Below are 19823 nucleotides of genomic sequence, written 5' to 3'. Positions count from 1 at the left end.
TTCGGGCTGGGGGTCGTGGGAACAGGACCTGTTCAGCAGGCACCTCGCCGACGGCCCACCAGTACTCTGTGGCAGGGCCTCGGCCGAGCCGTGGAAACCTGCGTCGCCGCCCACCGCGACTGCCTGCGCAACCCATCGCCCAGCGGCATGCTGCCGGGGGCCACTGGACTTGTTTCCGGTCGACCGCAGGACGACTCGGAGCCCGTCGGCCAGCGCGCCGAGCGGAAGAAGGCGGCACACGCCCTGGTTCACGAGCTCCTGGCCCGAGGCCACTCACGCCGGGCGATCGCCCGACACCTGGGCTGGGGCCTCAACACCGTCCTCCGGTACGCGAACGCCGCACGCTGGCAGGACACCTTCCGCGAAAACCGGCCCCAGCCCAGCAGACTGGACCCCTACAAGCCCTACCTGGAGCGATGCTTCGCCGCGGGATGCACCAGCGTCACCCACCTCCACAGTGAACTGGTTGCCGACAACGCGCCCGTCACGTACCAGATGGTCCGCGCCCACATCTCCACCCTGCGCAGGGCTCCGGCCGGCGCGCCGCCGCGACCGCCGACAGTGCGGCAGGTGACCGGCTGGCTCACCCGACACCCCACGACCCTGAACGAGGAGGACCGGGCCGGCCTGAAGGAGGCCCTGGCCCGGTGCCCGGAACTGGACAAGGCCGCCGGACACGTCCGCGACTTCGGCGGGATCCTGCCTCACCGGCTTCGCGCTCCACCTGCTCCGAGATCTCGACGCCGTGACAGCAGGACTCACTCTCGACTGGAGCTCCGGCAGCATCGAGGGCGCCGTCAACCGCATCAAGAAGATCAAGCGGCAGCTCTACGGTCGCGCCGGATTCGCACTACTCCGCAAGATGATCCTTCTCCAGTAACGCTTCGTGGTGTTCCCCAAGAGCTGTGCGAGAACCGGATAGTAGGAACCCCTGCTGCGGTCGGCATATAGCCAGTGCATGCAGGCGCCCAGCCGTGGCAGGATGGCCTCATGTTGATCCGAAAGGGCGATGCCGCGTAGGCGTCCCAAGGCCGTCCGTGCAGAGCGGTGGCGGCCACGATGGCAGTATCCGGTTCTGCGGGTCCCCGGTGTCTCCGCGCGGACTCGTGCAGCGATCCGCCGGATCGAAGACCAGGAGATGTGGCCCAACGCGGTCGCCAAGGCACTCTCGTGTTTCGAGTGGGCTTTAAGGAGCCCGGACGCTACCTGGACGCCTCCGCGTTTGATTCGCCCGGGGTGGCAGATGCCCGTGATGACCTGGAGTGGGCGATGCTGTACCTTCCGCCCGGAGCCAAACGGGACTTGGGCCGATTGATCACGCGTATCGATGAGGAACTCGAGCGCCGCACCTTGCCGGAGCCCAACTACAACGAGTGGGCGGCGACGCGCTGGTGGTGGACCAGAATGCGTGAACGCTGACGGTCCCCGAGGTCGCCGCCCCTCCCTGCAATCGAACGAAGCTGTCACCCTCCGCGACCGCTCCCCAAGATCTGTGCCAGAACCGAGTTTTGACGGCAGCCGAGAGTGAGTGAGTCGGCCCGCCCTGTAGTCCGACTCCGTGTAGTCGCTAGGTTCGGATCATGACGATCACGTATGAGTGGCGAGGCGACGTCGACAACTCAGCTCTCAACAAGCTGCATGCCGAAGGGTTCGATCATCCGGTCGGGCAGACGGACTGGCGCGCAAGGCTTCAACGTCACAGCCTCGGCTGGGTCTGCGCCTGGGAGGATGATCGTATGGTCGGCTTCGTTAACGTCGCCTGGGACGGCGGCGTCCATGCGTTCGTCCTGGACACGGTCGTAGCTCAGCGCAATCGTTCGAACGGGGTGGGAGCCGCGCTGGTCAAGGCGGCTGCTGAGGGATGCCGTGCTGCAGGGTGTGAGTGGCTGCATGTCGACTTCGAAGAGCACTTGCGATCGTTCTACTTCGATGCCTGCGGCTTCAGAGAGACGGCGGCAGGGCTGATCGCCTTGTGACCTTGGGCCTCCCGGCCCTGGGGATGTGTCCGGAGGGCGGGAGGGAAGATCTTCAGCTGGTGATGTGCTCTTCGACTCGAGCCCGGGTGCTGGCGAGGCGGTAGGAGTCGGTGCCGGTCTCGATGATCGTGCCGTTGAAGGTGAGACGGTCGACGATGGCCGCGCAGAGGGGGGATCGGTGAAGGTCTTGGTCCAGCCGTCTGGTCCTCGTCACAGACCCACAGGTCGAAGGAGACCAGGTAGAGCCATCCGCCGGGCAGCTGCCGTCGTTCCCACAGCAACCCTGTGACCTTGCCTTGGGGAGCAGGATCTGCACGGGGGGCGGGGTGAAGTCGGCGGGCTGGTCGTTCCGGGGGGCCGGTATCGAGGTTCCTGGGCGAGGGGCTGCCACGGGGAATCGCTCCCCTACGCGGCCGGCACCCACAGGCGGGCGCGGGCCTGGCGGCGGAGCTCGACCATGCCCGTCGGGGATGTGCGGGGCGTAGTCCAAAACGGGTGGCCGTACAGGCTGCGGAGGGCCTCGACGAGCTCGTGCGGCAGTCGGTGACGGACAGGACGACCGTCCTCCGCCCCGGCCCCGGACGCCGTGCGGTCGGCCGGGTACGGGGCCCTGGAGCACTGGTTGCCAAGGGCACCCGTGCCGGGTCCCCGCATGGGCCTCGCTTGACTGGTGGACGGCGCGACGGGTAGGGAGAGGCTGTTCATTGCGCAAGGTGTGAAACGGGGGACATATGAAGCCGCTCGAAACGGGCGATCCCACCTCGCTCGGCGAGGGCCGCTACCGGCTGGTGGGACGGCTCGGCCAGGGGGGCATGGGCGTGGTCTACCTGGGCCGTTCCCAGTCCGGCCGTGCGGTCGCCGTCAAGGTCGTACGTCCCGAGTTGAGCACCGAGCCCGGGTTCAAGCGCAGGTTCGCCGACGAGGTCGCGGCCGCGCGGCGGGTCGGCGGCTTCCACACCGCGCCGGTGGTCGACGCCGACCCAGACGGGGAGCCGGCCTGGCTGGTGACGGCCTTCGTGCCCGGTCCCACCCTGCAAGCGGTACTCGCGCGCGTCGGATCGCTGCCTCTGGACACGCTCACCGTCCTGGCGGCCGGCCTGGCCGAGGCACTCGAGGCGATCCACCGAGCGGGGGTCATCCACCGCGACCTCAAGCCCGCGAACATCATCGTCGCGGAGGACGGGCCGCGTGTCATCGATTTCGGCATCGCGCGCGCCCTGGACGGAACGTCCCTGACACAGACCGGGCTGCAGGTCGGCACGCCGGGATTCCTGGCACCCGAGCAGCTCACCGGTGGTGGCGCGGTCACCCCTGCGGTCGACATGTTCGCTCTAGGGGTGGTGCTCACCCAGGCGGCGGGCGGCGCCCCCTTCGGTGACGGCCCCTCCGCGGCGAGGCACTTCAAGGTGGTCTACGAGGAGCCGGACCTGACCGCGGTGCCCGGTGAACTCCGCGAAGCCATCGGCGCCTGCCTGTCCAAGGACCCGGCGGCGCGGCCCACCCCGGCCGCCTTCCTCGACACTCTCACCGTCCGCCACCCGGACGGTGGCTCCTGGCTGCCGGAGGCGGCAACGCAGCTGCTCCCGCCCCCGGAACCGGCGGCGCGTCCCACCGTGCCGGACGGCCCGTCGGACACGGCGCAGGACCTCGCGGTACCGGACGCCGTCCCGCCCGTCGTCGCGGAGCCCCGTACGGAACAGCCGCGCACCGTGACGGGACCCGCGGCGCGGCTCTCCCCCGCCCCTGCGCAGGTGCCGCAGGCGGTTACAGAGAGGCCCCGACGGCGCCGCGCGGTGGTGGCGGCGGTGCTCGTGGCTTCTCTCGCGGTCGTCGGCCTGTACGTGTGGCAACCCTGGACCGACTCCACCAAGGACAATTCCAAGCCCGGCGCCGCCACGCCCACCGGATCCGCCCCTGCCCCGTTCCCGGCCGATCCCTTGCTGATCCGGCAGGACACCGCCCCGGGCTGGCCCGGGACGTGCCACAGCGTCATCGCCCGCCGGGACGCCGCGACAGAGAAGCCCGTGTTGCTCATCGCAGGGGGCGCAGGCGCATGCGACACCCTGCCCCAGTGGTCCCCTGACCGCAGGTCGTTCGCGTTCACCCGCAGCACACCCGAGGGCACGGCCGTCTGGACCGCCAATGCCGACGGTTCGAACGCTCGGCGGATCACCTCCATCGCCGGCGGCAGGGTGTCCTGGTCGCCGGACGGCAGCCAGCTCGCCGTGCTCCGCACGAAGGACGGTGTCCAGCAGCTGTTCGTGGTCGGCGTCGCCGACGGCACGGCCCGCCAGCTCACCTCGGGCGGGAGCCAGGTCGAGGATCCAGCGTGGTCGCCGGACGGCAAGAGCATCGCGGTCTCTCTGCAGACGGCGCCCGAGAACTGGCAGATCCACCTGGTCGACCCCGCCGCTCCGAGCCGCGCCCCACAGCAGGTGACCCGGCTGCCCCATCCGGCACTCGACCCGGTGTGGTCACCCGACGGCTCCACCTTCGCCTACACGGCGGGGATCTACGGCACGGGCACTCAGGGCGACATCCGCCTCGTGGACGCCGACGGCAGTAACGATCGTGAACTGGTCGCCACCAGCGCCCACGAGATGGACCCCGCCTGGTCCGTCGACGGCACATGGGTGGCCTTCGTCCGCGGCCCGTACGAGAAGCCCGTGATCTGGGCCGTGCGCGCGGACAAGACCGGCGAGCGTACGCTCACCACCGGCGACGGCGCCGAGGGGCATCCCTCCTGGCACTGAGAGCGGAAGAGGCCACCGGCGCGAGACCTGGACGACCTCCGGAGCCGGGACATCGGCGGCTAATTGCGCCATTCCGGCCATCACCATCTGGCCCGAACGACAGACAAACAGCGGCGAACTGCACACGAACCGCTCCGCGCGTGCCAGCAAGTCTTCGGCAGAACGTTCCTGCTCTCCCCCGGTCTCGCGGCCACCATCGTCACCAAGGACAAGCCGAGGACGCTCCGCGCGTACGGGAAGTGCCCCTGCTTCTCCAGCCAGGGGAAGGAATGGCCGGAGGTGCCGGAGAAGTCGAACCCGACCAGGGTCCGCCCGCTCCCGTGTGACCCTCCGCGTCAACGGTGTCCACCACGACCTCGACCTGGACCTGGACCACCGGGTCACGCTGCTCGACGCCCTGCGCGAGCACCTGGACCTGACCGGCGCCAAGAAGGGCTGCGACCACGGGCAGTGCGGTGCCTGCACCGTCCTGGTGGACGGCCGGCGCGCCAACAGCTGCCTGCTCCTCGCCGTGGCCCTCGACGGCGGTGAGATCACCACCGTCGAGGGCCTGGCCGGCCCCGAAGGCGCCCTCCACCCGCTCCAGCACGCCTTCATGGAGCACGACGCCTTCCAGTGCGGCTACTGCACCCCCGGCCAGCTCTGCTCCGCGGTCGGCGCGCTCCGAGAAGCCGCCGCCGGCCTCCTCACGAGCCTGTGATTCACGGCGGTGCGGCGCCGCGCCCGCCGCACCGGCGGTGCGTCAGCGGCCCTGGAGCGCTTTCACGTTGTTGCCGAGGGTCCAGTTCTTCGAGCCGTCCCAGTTGACCAACCAGGTCACCAGGCCCTTCAGCCCGCCCCCGTAGCGGTTCCAGACCTGCGCGACCAGGACGGGGCTCATGTGACCGCCGCCCGCGCCAGGCTGGGCGGGCAGGCCCGGGACCTGCTTGTCGTACGGGACCCGGATGGTCGTGCCCTGGATGACCAGGCCCCTGTTCAGGCAGTCGGTCTGCGCGGTGAAGCCGTGGACACTACCGGCGGAGCAGGAGTCGCCGGAGCAGCCGTACATACTGCCGTTGTAGTACTGCATGTTCAGCCACCACAGGCGTCCGTTGTCCCCGTACTTCTTGATGACCAGCAGGTACGCGCCCCAGATCGAGCCGTACGTCACGCTGCCGCCGGTGACGTAGGCCGTCTCCGGGGCCATCGTCAGGCCGAAGCCCGCCGGCATCTGCGCGAGGATGCCGTCGATGATGCGGATCAGGCTGGTCTGTGAGGGCGAGAGGCGGATGATGGAGCCGCTGCCGACGAGTCCGGTCTCGATGTCGATGTTGATGCCGTCGAAGTTGTACTTCTTCAGGATCGGCACGATGGTCGCCACGAACCGGTCCGCGGCTGCCTGTGAGCCGAGGTCGATCCCGGCCGCGGCGCCGCCGATGTACATCAGGATCGTCGCTCCAGCCTCTTTGGCCTGGCACATCTCAGCCGGGGTCGCGACCTTGACGCCAGCGTCCATGCCGTCCTGCCACAGGGCGATGCCTCGGAGAGGATGACGGGGAACGCGGCGTTGATGACGTTGTAGCCGTGGTCCCTGATGCCGCTGTCGGTGATGGGGGTAGCCCTGGAGCACCTTGCGCGCCGTCCTCGGCTTGGCCGGGCAGGTCTCGACGGCGGGGCCCTGTGGCGCGGTGGTCGCGCCGGCGGACTACTGGAGGGCGAGTGCCAGGAAGAGCCCGGCTGCGGCGACGCGTAGGGCGGCTCGACGCGAATCCGCGGGGTGCGTGTTGGGCATCACCCGCAGCGCACGGTGGTGAAGAACCGGGTCAGCGCGGGCGCGAGGACGCGTGGGTCGATGGCGTGGTCTGCCCGGGGAAGGTGTGCAGGGCGCAGTTGTCCCCGAGCGAGGCGAGCTGCCTGGCTACCTTTCCGGCCGGAGAGACAGGCCCGCTTCCGTTTACGCTGACCCGAGCGGAAGCCGTCCGCGACGGGGTTCCGGACGCGCCAAGGGCGCAGCGGTAGGCCGGAGCCGAGGAGATGCGGATCCGTCGGTCCTGCCGGCTTCCGCCGACGCAGGCACCGCGGTGCACGGGAGGAGCCGGGCTCGGCCTCAGGCCGGCCGAGCCCAGGGCTCCCTGGGCTCCCTGGGCTCCCTGGGCTACGACATCAGGTCGTCAGCGTGGCCGTGGCGAGAGCCCCCTGAAGGATCCGGCCTCGAGGCAGGGAGAGGTCGAACAGGCTGCCCAGGATTCCCAGCAGTGTGCGCCGCATCTGCTCTTCGTCCTCTACGCCTGTGTAGCCTTCTCGGCCGGCAACGGGCAGGCCGGCCTCTGCTAGGGCCGCAGTCACCCGCGTCGCCACCGCCGGATCCCCGTCGATTCCGTCGTATCCCCATGACCCGTCCAGGTGCAGATTGAACGAGCAGGCGAGAACCTCGTCGTGGTAGTACTCGAAGAACGGCGGCACGGGCTTGCCGTTGTCCTCTTCGAACTTCACCTGGAAGACGTGCGCGCCGCCTGCCGAAACCCGCGCCAGCTCGTCGAACTCGCCCCACCACGCGCCGTACATGACCGCGAACGACAGGCCGGCGTGCTCGCCGTACCGCAGGTGCACGTCTTCGTCGACATCGAAGAGGTCAGGGTTTGCCACCTCCTCGGCGGTGTGCTCGCCGGACGCCCGGCGGACAACGGCGGGCACCTCCTCGAAGGCCGTCACCGCGAGCCGCTCTACCAGCTCGTCCGGGGTCATCCCTCGGGCCATCACCACGTTGTATCCGCCGAAAGGAATCCAGCGGGGCGCCGCGAGCCAGGCAATCCCGGTCTCGGGTCCGAGGGGAGCAGTGTCAGTGTCCTGCGTTCGATGAGTCATCCAAACATGATCTATGACACCACCGACAACCCGGAGCAGCCGACTTCCCCGGTGCCGGACCCCTTCCCCAGCGGCCGAGCCGCCCGGGACGGGAGCTCGAGGATAACGCCAGCCCACCGCAGGACCAGGACAACAGCCATCGCAACGGACCTGCCTGTCCGGACGCAGGGTGCCGAGGGCTACCCGCGTACGTGAGAGGGCACCCGCGGCCACACCTCCTACGCACCGCTGGTCCGCTGCCGAGCCGCACTTTCGGGCACCGCGCGTGGCCCAGTACCCAGTGCCAGACGCGCGGTCCGCCAGACAGCGCCTCGCCCAGCCTCCCCTGTGGCGGCCGCCTGGGCCGCACGTCTGCCTTGGCTGGTCCGCACCGCACGGATCTTGGAGAGCGGCAGCGTCTCGCCGCCGGCGTCCGCGCCGCCGGTCAGCAGCACGGACGCCGATCACCGGCCGACGAATGACGGCATCGCGGCGCGGCCACCGTGGTAACACGTGGGCCGCGCCGCCCCGCCCGGCCGGGGAGATCAGCCCCCGATGGGCCGGAAGATCCCGCCCGGAATGACCACCGGACGGTCGATCGCCTTGAGGCGGTACTCCATGCTCACGTCGTCGATCAGGAACGGCATCCGGTTCGCCGCGTCCTCGATCGCCATGAAGCTGATGTTCACCTTCTGCGGAGACGAACTGTAGAAGGCGTCGGGCAATGTGACCGTCACCTTCTCGTAAGAACCGTTGGTCCCGGCCTTGTTCATGCGGTCGTGCAGCTCATAGGGCGTGCCGTCCTCCGCCGTGGCCTCCACGATCAGCTGGCGGAAGCCGAAGCCGCTCGCCCCGCCGGAAACCACATCGCTGCGCACCCAGAACGACAGCACCGGAACCCGGTACGCCGGGACCGTGACCTGCTGCGAGATACGGCTTATGCCGGTCAGGCCCTGGCCGCCCAGCTCCGCCTTGCCAGCACCCGTGTGGGCCGGCCACCCGGAGGAGTTGTTGATGGGGTGCCCTGCGAAGGGGGTCACCTTCTCGTTCCAGGACGCGTTGCCGCTCTCGAAGCCGGCGTTCACGATTTCGGACGTGCCCGCGCTGGCGTTCGGTGCGGCCATGAACATGCTCGTGGCCGCGACGGCGGTGGCGGCGGCGAGAATGCTCGCTCTCCGCGCTCTCTTTCTCATGGATCTCCTGGCTGTTTCTCGGTTACTGAACGGGGACGCGCCGCAACAGCCGACGGCCGGCCCCCGTATGCCCCTGACGTCATGTCAAGAGAGTGCTGCGGTGGGCCCTGCCCGAGGAGTCGGTGGTCAGCCGTCTCAACCGCGGCGCACACTGTAGCGCCTCGGTGTGACAAATCCGACCTTGGGGCTGGCGAGCACTGCTGTTGCGGGCCGCCATCCAAGGTTCACGGGCGAGGTCCGGCCCGCTCCCCACGCAGCAAGGCCGGCCCGCCAACGCACGCCAACACATCTGTAACGGGAGTGGGGCCGTCAGACTCGGTGCCCAGCTGGTGCCACGTGCTCATGACGGCAGTCTCGCGCACGTGATGGGGCCGGCGAACGGCCAGACGCTCGAGACCGAAGCTGGAGCAGGAACCGCTCACCCCGGCCGCCCGTCATCTCCAAGGGAATCGCCACAGATTCAACACCCCTTTCGCTCTTCACCGCCGGGGTCCAAGGAGATCAATGGTCGACACCGTTACCTCCCTGGCCGCCCGGGTTCACGAACTGCTGGTGGCTCTCCTGACCCACGGTGCCGCCGCGGTGGTACCGGGGCACGATGCTTCCTCCTCGCCCGCGCGTGAATTCCTCGGCGGCCTGGCCATCGCACGCGGACAGGCGGACAGGCGGACCAGGGCATCTTCCACCTCGACGCCACGGTGGCAGCTGGCTTCAACGACTGCGTGGCGCTCCACATCGCCCCCATACGTCCGCTGCACCACGATCCCCACTTCTGCGCCCTGTATCAGCGGATGCGCTCCACCGCGGCCGACCTCGACGAGTTCTTCTGGCTGTACCAGGAAATGCAGACCATGTCGAGGGACGCCGAGCGAGCGACCATCGACAACGCCGGCCGCCTCGACACCGGGGTGTCGCTGCTCTCGCAGGCCCCCATAGGAGCGCGTCGCAGTACGGTATAGGCAACGATGGGCGTGCCGCCCCTGCTCCTCCAGCGAAAGTGGCTGGTTCTGGAGCGGATCAGCACAGTCGGCGCGCGAGTCGGTGGCTCCGGTGATCGGCACGATGCTGCTCGGGGCCCGCCGTCACACTTGTTGTCGCAATGTTCGCGAAGGTGGAGGCACAGGTTCGCCCCAGCCTGGAGTGCCGCCGTCAGGCGTCGCCGTCCGGGTGGGGTGCCCGCCATGTGATCATCTTGTGGACCACGTGGTCGAACTCGTTGCCGTCCAGATATTTCCACTCGCCCAGGTAGACCGGGTCTACCCCGGCGCGTTGGAGGCCGGCGACGATCTGATGGAGCGTGTACTCGGGAATCTCCCGCCCACCCGTGGGATGTCCGACGCGGAAGATGCGGGTATCGGTGTTCTCGGGGGCCGTGGTATGGGTGCGCGTGATGTCGATGTCGATGCCCGTGAGGTCGGCTATGACCCACTCCCAGTAGTTCTCCTCGTCGGCCGTGCGAACCGACGCGTCAAGTGCTGCCGCGATGTCTTCGAGCGGCAGGTAGGTGCGGAACCAGACGTCCGTGTATTCCTGGCTGTTCATATGTGTTGCGCCTCTCCTCGGCCGGAGCTCCGGCCTGTGCGTTGGTGTCGGCGGCACGCTCCTCCAGCCGGGCAGAGGTGGCCACCGCGTGGTCATCGGTGTCGGTGGGCTGGTCAGTAATCACGTAGCGGACTTCATTGATTGCCGTCCGCCCACCAGGAAGATGGTCGCGCGATAGCAACCGGCCGACGAGCGATGCGTCGAGACCTACCTGCCGGTGCGTCTTCGCGGCTGGACGCGGTCAGCTGTCCGCAATGCGGTCTCGGCAGCGCCACAGGCGCCGGCCTCATGCCCAACCCGGTGTGGAGCGTACCTGTACGGTCCGAGTCCTCGCCAGGCATTTCGATCAGGCTGACGCCGAGGGTGCCTGACGGCACATGCGCCGGCGCCGCCTCGGAGATGAAGTCCCAGCACCAGGAGCTCACTTCACCTCCCGGGCCAAATGGGCGACAGGCCCGGCGCAGTGTCCCGCGCTCCAGCTGCCACGCGCTGGCCTTCGACCTCCCAGTGATCACCGAACTGGCCGAGGAGTTGGCCCTCTTGAGCTTTTTGTTGCCGCGTTTCGAGGGGTGCTCGCCGCGGATGGATGAGCCGGAGTTCCGGGTCACGGGTGCCAGGCCGGCGTAGGCGGCGAGGTGTCCGGCGGTGGCGAAGCCACTGCCGTCACCGACGTCGATGAGGATGTGGGCCGCGGTCCTGACCCCGGTGCCGGGCATCGAGATCAGGACCTGGGAAAGAGGGTGGGCGTCCAGGAGTTCCTCGATCCGGGCCGCGAGGAGTTTGCACTGGTCAAGCACTGCCTGGAGTGAACTCGCGAGACTGGGGACGATCAGTGCGGCTGCGTCGGTGCCGGGGACGACGACGGTCTGCTCGTCGAGTGCGGTGAAGATGTCGTCGACCAGCCGCTCGGCCATCCGCCGTGCCTTCGGCCGTATCAGTGTGACCAGCCGCCGTTTTCCGGCTTTGCGGATCTGGGCGGGTGAGCCGAACTGGTCCAGAAGCCTGAGCACTGCCGGATGCTGGATCCGCGGGCCCAGGACCCGCTCGAGCGACGGATGGATCTGTGTGAGCAGGCAGCGGAGCCGGTTGGCGATCCGGGTGGACTCGCCTGACAGGTCGTCGTCGAAGCCCGCAATCATCGCAAGTTCGGCGACCGTCTCATCGGCGGGATCGATCGTCCGCAGGGTGTGGGGAATTGCTCTGGCGGCGTCCGCGATGATGAACGCGTCACTGGCGTCGGTCTTGGCCTCACCAGGGTAGAGATCGGCGATCCGCCGCATCGTCAGTCCGGGCAGGTAGGCGACCTGGCATCCCGCATCCCGCATCCCGGGCGACTGCCAGGGGCAGAGCGCCGACGGAAGCCGGCTGGTCGACGACCATCAGCACCGTCCCGTGCTTGGCCTGGAGCTTGTCGAACAGCTCCCGCAGATTCGGTTCGCTGTTGGGCAGCGGCTTGTCGAAGACCTTCTTCCCAACGCGATTGACGGTGGTGGCATGATGTTCGCCCTTGCCGACATCCAGCCCCAGATAGACGCCGACGTCAGTTTCGTCCGTCACGACTGTTGCTCCCGCCCTCGCCTGTTCCCCAGCCTCACCTGCGGCATCAGCGTGCCGGCATCCACGTGACGAAGAGACTGCCTCGCCCATCCACGGGTCCGGCGCTCGTGCCTCTAATCAGCGGTCTGCCAATGCCTCCGACAGCGGCGACACCACCTTTTCGATCATCTCGACTGGGGGCTCAAGTCATACCGGGGCCGAAGGCCGGGAGCCCCATTGCGAGGCCACGAAGACGGTAACGGGGCGCCGACACCGGTCCGTCGCCGGTCCGTCGCCGGTCGACCGGCGGAAGACGGGCAGCAAACACCACCTGATCTGCGACGGACGCGGCACTCCGCTCAAAGTCATCACGACCGTGGCGAACGTCAACGACGTCACCCAGACCCTCGCCCTGGTCGACGGCATCCCACCTGTGGCGGGCCGACCCGGCCGTCCGCGCCGTGGTCCCGAGGCCCTGCTCGGAGACGAGGGCTACGACTCCAACCCCAACCGCGAGGAGCTGCGTAAACGCCGGATCCTGCCGGTTATCTCCCGCAAGGGAGCCCCGAACATCAAGGGTATGGGCAAGCTCCGCTACGTCGTGGAACGGACCTTCGCCCTGCTCCACCACTTCAAACGACTCGCCGTCCGATGGGAACGCCGCACCGAACTCCACGACGCGCCCGTCTCCCTCGCCTGCAGCCTCATCTGCTGGCGACGCCTCAACAAGCCCTACTCATGATCGTGTTACGAGCTCTACGGTCGCAGCCATGTAGCTCGCAGGCCGACACGACTCCCGAACCGTCGCACCCGTTCACGGGCGTGTGACCAGGGAAAGGCCGTACAGAAACCCGCCGCAACCCATACGAAGACCATCCGACCGGGTGATCAGTAGACGAGCCTCCAAGCGTCAGATCGCGCTCGCCGCAGCGCTATTTCCTGTTTCTGGCGTACTCCGGCTGCTCTCCAAGAGAAATAGGCTTAGGCCGACAGGCGGAATGCGGATAGTGACCACGTGGATCAGATTGGGGCATAATGATCGAATTCCGGCGTATCGCCAGGAGGTGATAATGTGACGAATTCATTAGAGCGCGACTCGGGGTCCCACTCCGGCTCGCACGTGATGGTACGACGGGGCCTTACAAAATCCAAATACTCACGGGCGGAAATGGCCTGGGTTGTACTGGTCCTGCTCCTGACGGCGCTACCGGTGGGTTGGTGCGGCTTCAAGGACTTCAGGGATACTCTGACTTTCCCGGGTTACGTCACCGGAGCGGCCCTCATGCTGGCGGCCCTCACCATGGTCGTGGGTGTTGCCGCAGTCGTGGACTGTTGGGTCCGAGGGCCGGTATCCAACTTTGGAGTGGTCGCGCTGATCAGTACCGGCGTGGCGTTGTTGACGAACGTCTTGCTCGCGTTTCAGACATGGAATGACGGCGAGAGGGTCGGCTACATGGTCCTGTCCATTGCGCTCAGCGTGGGTTCGCTATTGGCTGTCATCCAGGTGTGGCGAAGACTGGATGAGATCCCCACTCCGAAGCGGGTGGCTGCGGCACTCATCGTCTCCACGATCGTGGCGGTCGCCAATTTCAGCTACCAGTACCTCTTTCAGCCGTACCGGCGAGATGTCGCCCCTCTCGTGCAGCTGAACGTGGGCAAGGGGGTGCTCAGTGTGGACCGCAAGGCGTTCTCCGTGCCGGTCGACATCAAGCTCGTGAACCACAGCGATGTGAGTTTCTATGTGCTGGGCACCGAGTTCCATGCCATGGGAGAGGACGTGACGGTGACCCCGACGGACCTGGCCCCCTCGAAGTGGCGGGAAGGTGCTGAGCAATGGGCCATATACCGGGAGAAGCACCCGCTCACCCGCAGGGAGGTCTACCAGCCCGGCAAGCTGGTAGCGGCCCAGCCATGGATCCCCGCCGGAAACTGGGTCGAGGCGAGAGGCGAGTCGCTCACGCGAACCGTTGTTCAACTTCCCATCGACACGAATTTCGACAAGCTGACCTTCTACGCAACCCTGAGTCTGGCGCGTAAAGACAAGCTCGTTATGGGAAATTTCGGAACGCCTGGATACTCGTGGCGGGGCGTCGAGCTGCCCCATTGGGTGAAGGAAGGACATGAAGAGAATGACGTCATCGTCCAAACGGCTCCGATGCAAGAAAACAATGCGATCGATAATTATACGAGAGAACGGCGCCGTGTCACTACCTATTGGCGCTTTGGGCCACACGGTGCAGACGTGGCGCCGGTCATCGCGCCGGTGGGTGAGGAAGGTCGCACATTCTCCGAACGGACGATCCGCGAGATGCGGAACCGCTACGGCCTGTTCGACGTCTTGGCGGGCCCGGTCGAACAGACGCTGGGCGAGATCAAGAGCCAGCGCTGACCAGCCCCTTCAGCCACATCATCGGGGCGAGAGAGCTGTTCACGCGATCCCAGGAGTAACACGTGCCCCATGCCGAGCCGCGCCACCATCCCCGAGATCGCCCGCAAAGAACAAGGGTGATCACCCCTCGGTCGCCACCGTCTACCGCATCCTCGCCGGGGTCGACCCCACGGCCTGAGCATCGCACTCAGCTACATGTCGGTTGATTCGCCGTTCGTTAACGGCACCCCTAGACCCCCGCGAGTTCGTGAAAACTGCAGGGCATCAAGCCGCCCGAATCCATCCCCGTCAACCTCCCCGGTCAGCGCAAGGAGATGGTGGACCCGGATACCGGAGAGGTGAAGACGGTGTTCGTCGTCGACGACCCAGTCACCGCGAAGCCGGCGGAGGACGCACTGGCGGTGGCCCTGAATGCCGCGGGAACCGACCTCTACGAGCGGGACACCCGGCTCCGCCACGAGGAATATTCGCTGTCCTCGGCGTCGATGTCCGAGGAACTGGCCGCTGTCGAACGGCGGCACGCGGAGAATCGAGAACGGGCAACCGAAATCAAGCGCCAGCGCAAGCAGCTTGTTGGGTACTCGGCCCTCATCGACAAGCTCAAGCAGGTGCGTTCCGACTGCGGCCGCCACGGGCCTCGAGCCACGACCCGAGCACCGTCCCTCCGATGGTCCCACCGACCGTCACGGCGCCTATCAGCGCGGTCGTTCGCCGCAGGTCGCGCTGAGTGATGCCACAGATTATAGGGCGTTATCTGTGGGACGACTTCAGACCGGTCCCGCCGCCGGCGACCCCTCAGCCACGTAGCAGGGAGGATGAGGGCTTAGTACTGCAACGGTGCTTGTCGTGATGGTTGGGTAGTTTCTGGTGGTGTGTGGCCGCGTCGTTTGTAGTGGCTGACGCGGGCTTGGTGTTGTCGTCTGCGACGCCAGTGTGACCAGTGCAGGATGTGGTCGATGGTCGGGCGGGGCCGGGTGAGGCGGCTGATCAGGCGTCGGAGTTCGGGGAGGGTGAGGGGTACGAGCTGTGGGGATCCGTTTCTGCTTTACCCGTCTCGAGTTCGCGGGCTCGCAGGAGGGTGAGGCAGGCGTGTGCGGCCATGGCCAGGGTCATGTGGCGGTGCCAGCCGTCGTAGCGGCGGACCTGGTAGTCGTCCAGGCCGCACTCCTGTTTCGCAGTCTGGAAGCATTCCTCGACCGCCCACCGGCTTCCCGCGACGCGGATCAGCTCATCCAGTGTGGTCTCGGCCGGGCAGTAGGCGATGTAGTAGGAGATCTCCTCGGGCCTGCGGACACTTCGGCGGGCGATCACCCAGTGCCGGCGGTCCTCGCGGTGCCAGGGCCTCACCTCGACCCTCGCCCAGTCATAGAGCCGCGGGCCATGGGCACCATCGCCGCAGGAACGGCGCTTCCACTTCTGCCGGGGCAGGGCGGGGAACAGGTCGTGGACGGGGTGGTCGATGGCCCAGCGGGTGACGACGGTGTCGTGCCGGGTGGTGGCCATGACGTGGAAGACATCCGCCCGCTCGAGCTCGGTGCGCCAGCCCTTGGAGAAGCCGTAAGCGGCATCCGCGGTCACCCACCGGAACGGAATCCGGCCTGTGATCGCCCGGTGGACCATGGCCTTGGCCATCACCACCTTCGTCTCGAAGGCGACCGTGTCCTCAATGCCGGCAGCCCGGCACCGTTCCCGGTCTTCCGTCCATGAGGTAGGCAGATACAGGCGGCGGTCGATCAACGTGCGGCCCCGGCCGCCGGCATAGGCGAGGAACACTCCGATCTGGGAGTTTTCTGTCCGCCCGGCGGTTCCGGAGTACTGGCGTTGGACCCCGGCCGAGCGGACACCCTTCTTCAGGAATCCGGTGTCGTCCACGATCAGCACCGCTTCCGCGTCGCCGAGATGCTCAACCACGTAGTCCCGCATGTCGTCCAGGACCTCATCGGCGTTCCAGTCGATCCGGTTCAGCAACCGATGGATCCGGTCCGGACCCTCATGCCCAGCCTCCTCGGCAAGCGTCCACCCGTTCTTCCGCTCCAACGGAGCCACCAGCCCCCGCATATAGGCAAGAGCCGACTCCCGCGGCTCCGACCTGGAGAAACGATGCACGAACCGCTCGTGCAAAGCCTTCAGTTCACCAGCCCACAACCGGGCATCAACAAGTTCCCCACCCATGAACTGAACAACGACCGAACTGCCCAACCGTCACGGCAAACACCGTTGCAGTACTAGTTCGCCGCGGTCGATGCCTCGCTGGACGAGGATTTCGGCGCGCTCCAGGCGAGCCTGCCAGTACGCGCGCCGCCTCTCTTCCAGGGCGCCTTCCTCCCGGATTGCTCGCACAGGTCCTGTCGGACCGCCCCGGTGTTGGCTGTGGGCAGCGCCTGCTCGGTGTGCGTGGCGAGTGCGTCGAAGATGAGGTTTTCGCGGGTCTTCCAGCGCTGGTACACGGAGGTCTTGTCTGGGCAGCCTTGCTGGCAGCTGCCGCGACGCCTTCCATGTCATCCGCGAACTTGCGCCAGGCGCTCGCGATGTTGCGCAGTTTTCCGACGTCGCCGGCAGGCCACTCGATTCCGGTGACCTCGGTGACGACCTTCCGAACCTTGTCGCCGGTGCTCACTGCCGACGGTCCGGGCCGCCAGGATCCCCGTGGGGCACAGTGGCGATCTTGCGGAACATTGACCCGACCAGGGCATCGTTTTCTATGTGGCCGTCTGCCATGTCGGTCATGGCCGTATGGATGCTCGCCAAGCCTTCTTTGATGATGCCTGCCGACTTCTCGATCTGTGCGACGATCGGCCGTTCTTGTCGTGGAACTTTTTGCCCGGGTCGTCGTCTCCCCAGGCAGCGCCCGCTTTCTCCAGCGACGCGCGAAGCGTGCCCAGAGCAGTGCTGAGTGCCCCGATCTGTTCGTGGAACGTCGGTGCAGTCGTCTTCAGGCCAGCCGTTGGTCAGGAGCGTGACGACTGCTCAGTTTCCCTGACCAGCGACAGCTTGTCAGGGGCCAGTCGTAGGGTTCACCGGGTGAGTGACATTTATGAGCTGATGATTGCCGTCGACCTGAGGGACGAGATGTCCGAGCAGGAACTCGCCGAGCTGAGCTGGCATCTGGGGATCGGGCCCCAGCCGGAGCGCCTGTCCATCGTCACCGAGTTCCCAGTCGTGGTGGAAGACGGCTCGGGAATCCCGGTGATTGAGGACGACCCCAATCCGCTGCTGGCCGGGCGGGGCGCGGCATGGCGGGTGGGTGGTGTGCTCTGCTCGGCACTGGCCCCCCGCGCGGACCTGCCGTGGAAGGGCTGGTCGCTGACGTCCCGCCAGGAGATCCACCCCGACGAGTTCGAGAAGGTCGGCGAGCTGCTCTGCTGGCTGGCCGCAAGGGCTCACGAAACGCACCAACTCAGGGATAGCTCAGTCGGGATCGGATCCCTCAGGTTCTATGAAGCCGAGGTTCCAGATGCACTTCAGGTCAAGAGCGGGCAGGTCAACTGGCCCACCTGAGAGACGCAGCGAGTAACCTCGGGCCCCCACCGGACCGAAAAGAACGGCCCCTCTTGCCCGAGCCCCCGCGCGCCTCAGAAGCGGTGCACCGGCGCCGCCCCCGCCACCCAGTGCCAGTTCACCGGGGCGTACTGCCGCTTGAGCGCGTTGCGCGCAGGACCGTAGCCCTTCAGGGCGGCCCGCACCGCGTCCTCCAGGTCGCCGAGGTCCTCCGGCACCGGCACGCGCAGCAGCAGGTGCTGCTTGTGGTGGACCAGCAGCAGCTCGCCGGCGGGGGTGCAGTCCATCAGGGCGAAGTGGGTGAGCGCCTTGAAGGGCGCGTCCCCGGTGGGGATCCGGGCCCGCATCCGCCCCTCGGCGTCCCACGCGTACAGGCCGTAGCGGTTGAGGTGGAAGGCCCGCGCCCGGTACGCGTCGCCCGCCACGGTGTAGCAGAGCCCGGTGAACGGACTGTCCTCGTAGCGGTGCATTCCCTCCAGCTTCCCCCGCGCCGCGCCCTGCCCGTCGAGCAGCAGGAACGAGAACACCTGCCCGCGGCTGCCCGACCGGTACGTCCGGCCGAAGACGGGGACGACGAACAGGTCGTCGCCCATCGCCGCCGGGCGGCCCATCCGGCAGTCCGCGTAGTCGTAGCGGGCTCGGTCGTCCGTGGAGACCATCTCGGTCAGCGAGGGGGAGGGCCGGTTCGCGCCGCCGACGGGGGCGCCGTCGAAGACGACGTGCGGGTTCCGGTCGGCCGCGGTCTGCCGGTCGGTGCGCGCGTCGTGCGTCGCGATGGCCCGCAGGGTGGCCTTGGCTCCGGGGCCGAGCGTGCTGCCCGGCTCGGAGAGCGAGACCAGGTTGGTGACCCTCCCGGCCCGGTTGGACACCCCGTACTCGGTCGTCGCGCACAGCAGCCGGCCGGAGGGCGTGACGTCCACCGAGACGGCGAACGGATCACCCGTGCGCTCCGTTTCCTCCTCCCATCCCCATGGCGAGCGCCAGGACTCCACGAGGCGGTCCAGACTGGCCGAGAAGAGGTGGGTGTTCCCCGGCTTGGAGCTGACCGCTACCGTCCCGTCCGGGAGGACGGCCAGGTCGAAGTCCGAGCCCTCGGTGAGCCCCGTCGGGACGTTGCCGGGCGTCGGACCGCCGAGCAGGGCCGTGGCGGTGGGCGTCCCGTCGACGTCATACCGGATGATCAGGTGGTACGTGAAGTTCTGCCCGAAGGGGTCGTGGGAGGCGACTTCCTGCGGCCGATAGCGGACCGCCGCGCACAGCGCGTACGTCTCACCGGCCGCGTTCGCGACAGCGTCGTATGCCCTGAACCCCCACCCGTCGGAGGGCCGGGCGGTCAGATCGACACGGTGCCCGTCGACGACGGACGCGGGCAGGGTCAGGGGCAGGATCGAAACCATGATCACCATCATGCCCCCGGCCACTGACACGACCCACGCCGCCGTCCTCCCAGCCTCCCCCAACACCCGCCCGACCAGGCATCGACCGCGCCCCACCCACACAAGGAAGTCGGGGCATCCTTCACCCGCGCCTTCATCAGCGAAGCGATTCGGCGCGCGCGACGAATCGGGCGATTTCCTCGGTGGCGCCGCGGGGCAAGCCTGCAACCACTGCCTCCGGCAATGCAGTGATCACGGCACTCAGTCGCGCGGCGATGTCCGGCAACAGGGACCAGGCCGAAACGGGGACATTGACGGTGGCAAGCAGGAGGTCACCCTCGTAGAAGTAGGCGTCGAGCAGCGGCTCCTCAAGCACCAAGCGCACCGCGATCGGAAGCACGTACGGGAGCGCCACCTGCTGCGAGATGAGGGTCCGTAGATCCGCCGGCTCGAGTTCGCCCAGCGGAACACGCCGCAACTCATGGACCTTGCGGACCAGATGGGTCGCGTCGCAGGCAGGAGGCGTCCAGCGCGGTGGGTCCAGCTCATCGAGCGTGCGGTCGAGGTGCAAGAGATGGTTCATGGTTCATTCTCGCCAGAACAGGCAGGGAGTCTCCGGCTCAGGTCACCGGGCCAGTTCGGCATGGTGTCACGGCACGCCCGTCTTGGCCTGCCCGATCATGCAGCGGACGCCCTGGAACCACGCCCCGCACGGCCGTGCACCGGGCCGGTACTGC

14 protein-coding genes and 4 pseudogenes are annotated in these 19823 nt (G+C 67.6%); 9 read left to right on the top strand and 9 right to left on the bottom strand.

Annotated features, from left to right (window positions below; all coding sequences use genetic code 11):
* Positions 1-745: 745 nt before the first annotated feature.
* Positions 746-880, top strand: a complete 135-nt coding sequence (locus tag ACZ5WG_RS24765) for a hypothetical protein (protein WP_468725955.1) — start codon at positions 746-748, stop codon at positions 878-880.
* A gap of 700 nt (positions 881-1580) precedes the next feature.
* Positions 1581-1976 (top strand): GNAT family N-acetyltransferase, encoded by a 396-nt coding sequence (locus ACZ5WG_RS24760; RefSeq protein ID WP_468725954.1) that lies wholly within the window; start codon positions 1581-1583, stop codon positions 1974-1976.
* A 52-nt stretch (positions 1977-2028) separates the two neighbouring features.
* Here the strand turns inward: ACZ5WG_RS24760 and ACZ5WG_RS24755 are convergent.
* Positions 2029-2174, bottom strand: a pseudogene (locus tag ACZ5WG_RS24755) (ATP-binding protein); the annotation flags it as partial.
* Positions 2175-2707: 533 nt separating this feature from the next.
* Between ACZ5WG_RS24755 and ACZ5WG_RS24750 the strand changes: the two are divergent.
* Together ACZ5WG_RS24750 and ACZ5WG_RS24745 are read left to right on the top strand one after the other, a co-directional pair.
* Positions 2708-4729 carry a protein kinase domain-containing protein gene (locus ACZ5WG_RS24750; RefSeq protein ID WP_468725951.1) on the top strand — a complete coding sequence of 674 codons (2022 nt, stop codon included), beginning with the start codon at positions 2708-2710 and terminating at the stop codon, positions 4727-4729.
* 322 nt (positions 4730-5051) lie between these two features.
* Positions 5052-5411, top strand: a pseudogene (locus ACZ5WG_RS24745) ((2Fe-2S)-binding protein); the annotation flags it as partial.
* Positions 5412-5471: 60 nt separating this feature from the next.
* Here ACZ5WG_RS24745 and ACZ5WG_RS24740 read toward each other — a convergent pair.
* The 3 genes and pseudogenes from ACZ5WG_RS24740 to ACZ5WG_RS24730 form a co-directional block, all read right to left on the bottom strand.
* Positions 5472-6404, bottom strand: a pseudogene (locus ACZ5WG_RS24740) (glycoside hydrolase family 18 protein); the annotation flags it as partial.
* 467 nt (positions 6405-6871) lie between these two features.
* Complete coding sequence (locus ACZ5WG_RS24735) at positions 6872-7453, bottom strand: hypothetical protein (RefSeq protein ID WP_468725949.1); 582 nt, start codon at positions 7451-7453, stop codon at positions 6872-6874.
* Positions 7454-8097: 644 nt separating this feature from the next.
* Positions 8098-8745, bottom strand: coding sequence for a hypothetical protein (locus ACZ5WG_RS24730; protein ID WP_468725948.1), 648 nt, complete (start codon positions 8743-8745; stop codon positions 8098-8100).
* Between the two features lie 722 nt (positions 8746-9467).
* On the opposite strand from ACZ5WG_RS24730, the gene ACZ5WG_RS24725 reads away from it, so the two are divergent.
* Complete coding sequence (locus tag ACZ5WG_RS24725) at positions 9468-9704, top strand: hypothetical protein (RefSeq protein ID WP_468725946.1); 237 nt, start codon at positions 9468-9470, stop codon at positions 9702-9704.
* A gap of 190 nt (positions 9705-9894) precedes the next feature.
* On the opposite strand, the gene ACZ5WG_RS24720 is transcribed toward ACZ5WG_RS24725, so the two are convergent.
* Both ACZ5WG_RS24720 and ACZ5WG_RS24715 read right to left on the bottom strand, forming a co-directional pair.
* Complete coding sequence (locus ACZ5WG_RS24720; protein WP_468725945.1) at positions 9895-10287, bottom strand: hypothetical protein; 393 nt, start codon at positions 10285-10287, stop codon at positions 9895-9897.
* Positions 10288-10820: 533 nt separating this feature from the next.
* Positions 10821-11844, bottom strand: a pseudogene (locus ACZ5WG_RS24715) (IS110 family RNA-guided transposase); the annotation flags it as partial.
* Between the two features lie 88 nt (positions 11845-11932).
* On the opposite strand from ACZ5WG_RS24715, the gene ACZ5WG_RS24710 reads away from it, so the two are divergent.
* The 3 genes from ACZ5WG_RS24710 to ACZ5WG_RS24700 all read left to right on the top strand — a co-directional run bounded on the left by ACZ5WG_RS24710 (position 11933) and on the right by ACZ5WG_RS24700 (position 14943).
* Positions 11933-12565, top strand: coding sequence for an IS5 family transposase (locus ACZ5WG_RS24710; RefSeq protein ID WP_468725988.1), 633 nt, complete (start codon positions 11933-11935; stop codon positions 12563-12565).
* A gap of 426 nt (positions 12566-12991) precedes the next feature.
* On the top strand, positions 12992-14212 hold the full coding sequence (locus ACZ5WG_RS24705; RefSeq protein WP_468725944.1) for a hypothetical protein: 1221 nt from the start codon (positions 12992-12994) through the stop codon (positions 14210-14212).
* A 314-nt stretch (positions 14213-14526) separates the two neighbouring features.
* Positions 14527-14943, top strand: coding sequence for a hypothetical protein (locus ACZ5WG_RS24700; RefSeq protein WP_468725942.1), 417 nt, complete (start codon positions 14527-14529; stop codon positions 14941-14943).
* Positions 14944-15199: 256 nt separating this feature from the next.
* On the opposite strand, the gene ACZ5WG_RS24695 is transcribed toward ACZ5WG_RS24700, so the two are convergent.
* On the bottom strand, positions 15200-16384 hold the full coding sequence (locus ACZ5WG_RS24695; RefSeq protein ID WP_468725986.1) for an IS701 family transposase: 1185 nt from the start codon (positions 16382-16384) through the stop codon (positions 15200-15202).
* 849 nt (positions 16385-17233) lie between these two features.
* Between ACZ5WG_RS24695 and ACZ5WG_RS24690 the strand changes: the two genes are divergently transcribed.
* On the top strand, positions 17234-17710 hold the full coding sequence (locus tag ACZ5WG_RS24690) for a hypothetical protein (protein ID WP_468725941.1): 477 nt from the start codon (positions 17234-17236) through the stop codon (positions 17708-17710).
* 74 nt (positions 17711-17784) lie between these two features.
* Here the strand turns inward: ACZ5WG_RS24690 and ACZ5WG_RS24685 are convergent, their stop codons facing one another.
* Complete coding sequence (locus ACZ5WG_RS24685) at positions 17785-19107, bottom strand: hypothetical protein (RefSeq protein WP_468725940.1); 1323 nt, start codon at positions 19105-19107, stop codon at positions 17785-17787.
* Between the two features lie 136 nt (positions 19108-19243).
* A complete protein-coding gene (locus ACZ5WG_RS24680; protein WP_468725939.1) occupies positions 19244-19669 on the bottom strand; it encodes a contact-dependent growth inhibition system immunity protein in 426 nt (141 codons plus the stop codon).
* Positions 19670-19823 lie beyond the last annotated feature (154 nt).

The organism is Streptomyces sp. NPDC032745, from assembly GCF_055579465.1.
The sequence above is the reverse complement of the archived record's forward strand: the minus strand, read 5'-3'. Positions and strand labels throughout refer to the sequence as shown.

Bases quoted from the DNA above. Each gene is read 5' to 3' on its own strand.
- ACZ5WG_RS24695 (WP_468725986.1), bottom strand. From the start codon at position 16,384: ATGGGTGGGGAACTTGTTGATGCCCGGTTGTGGGCTGGTGAACTGAAG.
- ACZ5WG_RS24700 (WP_468725942.1), top strand. From the start codon at position 14,527: ATGGTGGACCCGGATACCGGAGAGGTGAAGACGGTGTTCGTCGTCGAC.
- ACZ5WG_RS24680 (WP_468725939.1), bottom strand. From the start codon at position 19,669: ATGAACCATCTCTTGCACCTCGACCGCACGCTCGATGAGCTGGACCCA.
- ACZ5WG_RS24720 (WP_468725945.1), bottom strand. From the start codon at position 10,287: ATGAACAGCCAGGAATACACGGACGTCTGGTTCCGCACCTACCTGCCG.
- ACZ5WG_RS24730 (WP_468725948.1), bottom strand. From the start codon at position 8,745: ATGAGAAAGAGAGCGCGGAGAGCGAGCATTCTCGCCGCCGCCACCGCC.
- ACZ5WG_RS24735 (WP_468725949.1), bottom strand. From the start codon at position 7,453: ATGACCCCGGACGAGCTGGTAGAGCGGCTCGCGGTGACGGCCTTCGAG.
- ACZ5WG_RS24705 (WP_468725944.1), top strand. From the start codon at position 12,992: ATGGCCTGGGTTGTACTGGTCCTGCTCCTGACGGCGCTACCGGTGGGT.
- ACZ5WG_RS24685 (WP_468725940.1), bottom strand. From the start codon at position 19,107: ATGGTTTCGATCCTGCCCCTGACCCTGCCCGCGTCCGTCGTCGACGGG.
- ACZ5WG_RS24750 (WP_468725951.1), top strand. From the start codon at position 2,708: ATGAAGCCGCTCGAAACGGGCGATCCCACCTCGCTCGGCGAGGGCCGC.
- ACZ5WG_RS24760 (WP_468725954.1), top strand. From the start codon at position 1,581: ATGACGATCACGTATGAGTGGCGAGGCGACGTCGACAACTCAGCTCTC.